General features: G+C 67.6%; 3 protein-coding genes. All 3 read left to right on the top strand.

Going from position 1 to position 2,542, the window contains the following annotated elements:
- Positions 1-410, top strand: a 410-nt coding sequence (locus A9X01_RS07305; protein WP_065120108.1) for a GNAT family N-acetyltransferase, incomplete at its 5' end; no start/stop codon positions are given.
- A 121-nt stretch (positions 411-531) separates the two neighbouring features.
- On the top strand, positions 532-1,299 hold the full coding sequence (locus A9X01_RS07310) for a thioesterase II family protein (protein ID WP_065120109.1): 768 nt from the start codon (positions 532-534) through the stop codon (positions 1,297-1,299).
- Positions 1,296-2,542: beta-ketoacyl [acyl carrier protein] synthase domain-containing protein (locus tag A9X01_RS07315; RefSeq protein WP_172832459.1), on the top strand; the 1,247-nt coding region annotated here is incomplete at its 3' end. The genes A9X01_RS07310 and A9X01_RS07315, both read left to right, overlap by 4 nt.

Consider the following 2,542-nt stretch of genomic DNA (forward strand, 5'->3'; position numbering starts at 1 on the left):
GGTCGCGGTCCCGGATCGAGTCGTACCTGCGTGAGCAGGAGCTCAGCGACCACTCCAGCCCCTACCTGGGTGAGCTTGACGGCGTGCCGATGAGTTACTGGGAGCTGTACCGCGCCGACCTCGACCCGCTGTCGAAGTTCTACGAGGCCCGTGCCCACGACGCGGGGATCCACATGCTGCTCGGTCCGGCGCAATTCCGGGGGCGACGGCTGGCGGCGGATCTGCTGCGGGTGATTTCGGCCTGGCAGCTGGACGCGGACCCCGTGGCCACCCGGGTGATCGGCGAACCCGACGCGTCTAATGTGCGCCTGCTAAGGGTGGCCGAGCTTGCCGGATTTCGGCACGTCGCCGACCTCGACCTGCCGGACAAGCGCGCGGCCTTGATGGTGCGCGAGCGGGAGTGGCTGTAGACCCGAGCGCCCCATTTCGCTCGCGTCGCGTTATGTTAGCCTTCGCTAAGTTCATGCCCGCGCGGCCTTCGCGGCGATCCGTGCCGGGTCGACCCGGCGGGCTCACGAGAGGTGGGAGCGCATGCCGCGCACACTCGGGTGGATCAGGCAGTTCCACCAACCGGCTTCTCCCGAGAGCCCTACGCTGCTGGTCTTCCCGCACGCCGGTGCCGGCGCCTCGGCCTATCGCACCTTCTCCAAGATTCTGAGCAAAGACTTCAGCGTCGTGATCTTCCAATACCCCGGCCGCCAGGACCGGGCGGCCGAGCCGCCGCTGGCCACGCTGCCCGAGATCGCCGCCGGAGCGTTCCAGGAATTCTCGGCATCCGAGCACAATCGCGGCCCCGTCGTCGCGTTCGGGCACAGCATGGGCGGGTGGGTCGCCTTCGAGTTCGTGCGGCTCGCCGAAGCCAGCGGGATCGAGGTGCGGCTACTCACCGTCTCCGCGGCGGTGGCCCCCGCCAACGCGATCACCAAACCGTCCCACCCGACCGAGGACGAGCAGATCCTGAACCATCTGACGGCTTTGGAAGGCACCAATTCCGCCGTCTTCGGCAACCGCGATCTGATGAGGCTGGCGCTGCCCGTCATCAAGGCCGACTACCGCGCCTGCGACGCGTACTCAGGTACCGACTCCTGCACCGACGGCATCAAAATCTCGGCGCCCATCCATGCCCTCGGGGGCGACCAGGACCCGATCGTCACGCTCGGCGATCTCTACGGCTGGGGCAAGCACACCGGCAGCATGGAGGTAACCATGTTCGACGGCGGGCACTTCTTCCTCAACGATCATCTCGACGATGTGGCGGAGTTGTTGGCCGCCTGCGCACAACGCGAGCGGGCTCGGTGACTGACCCCGTCGTCATCTCGGGACTGGCCGTCGAAGCGCCTGGCGGCCTGGTTACCCCGGCTGCGCTGTGGGAGGCGCTGTGCGAGTCCCGCGAGCTGATCTCGCCGTTCCCGCGCGACCGCGGGTGGCCGGTCGAGGACCTGCTGGCGGTGTCTGAGACCGACGGCTGGGGAAAGGTCTGCGACGCCGGCGGTTTCATGGAAAGCGCGATGATGTTCGACCCGCAGTTCTTCGGCATCACCCACCGCGAAGCTCTGGTCATGCACCCCCAGCAACGCGTCGCGATGCGGGTGGCGTGGAAAGCGCTGGAGAACGCCGGAATCAATCCGGCGACCCTGGAGGGCGAATTCGGCGGCTGTTTCGTCGGGATGTCAATGACCGAGTACGGAACCCGCACCGCGGTCGCCGACGGCTACACCGGCCACCGGACCGTAGGGATGGGGCAGCTGGGCGGTGCCGGCCGGATCTCGCACAGCCTGGGCCTCACCGGTCCCTCGATGTGCATCGACTCTGCCTGCGGTTCCTCGCTGACCGCTTTGCAACTGGCGGCGAATTCGGTCGCCATGGACGAGTGCGAGTGGGCGCTGGCCGGTGCCGTCTGTGTGCTCGGCTCACCGGCCGCGTTCTTCGAGTTCGCCAAATTGCATGCGTTGTCCGATGACGGCCACTGCCGGGCATACGCCGACGACGTCAGCGGCACGGTGTGGGGCGAGGGCGCGGGAATGGTTGTGGTGGAACGCGAATCGCGGGCACGCCAACTCGGACACCGCATCTACGGGCGGATCCTGGCCGTTCGTACCAACCACAACGGCAAGGGCAAACCGATCCTGGTGCCTCGAGTGCGCGCGCAGCAGCAGGTCGTGCAGAAGACGCTGGATGCGGCCGGTATCGATCCCGCCGATGTCGGCATGATCGAAGGTCACGGCACCGCGACGCTCGCCGGCGACCCGGTGGAATTGCTGGCGCTGTTCCAGACTTACGGTGCGGCGGGATCCGAGGCTCTGCTCGGCTCGATCAAATCCAACGCCGGACACGCCCAGGCCGCGGCCGGGATCCTCGGGCTGATCAAGGTGCTGCTCGCGGGCCAGCACGGCTACATTCCGCCAACCCTGTTCTCCGACAACCCCACCAAGAAGCTGGACTGGGACCTGGTCGGCATCCGGCTGGCGACCAAGCTGCACGAGTGGCAGCCCAAGAACGGGGTCCGGTACGGTGCCGCGTCCTCGTTCGGCGCCGGCGGCGC

Source organism: Mycobacterium asiaticum (assembly GCF_001668675.1).
GTDB classification, from domain to species: domain Bacteria; phylum Actinomycetota; class Actinomycetes; order Mycobacteriales; family Mycobacteriaceae; genus Mycobacterium; species Mycobacterium asiaticum_D.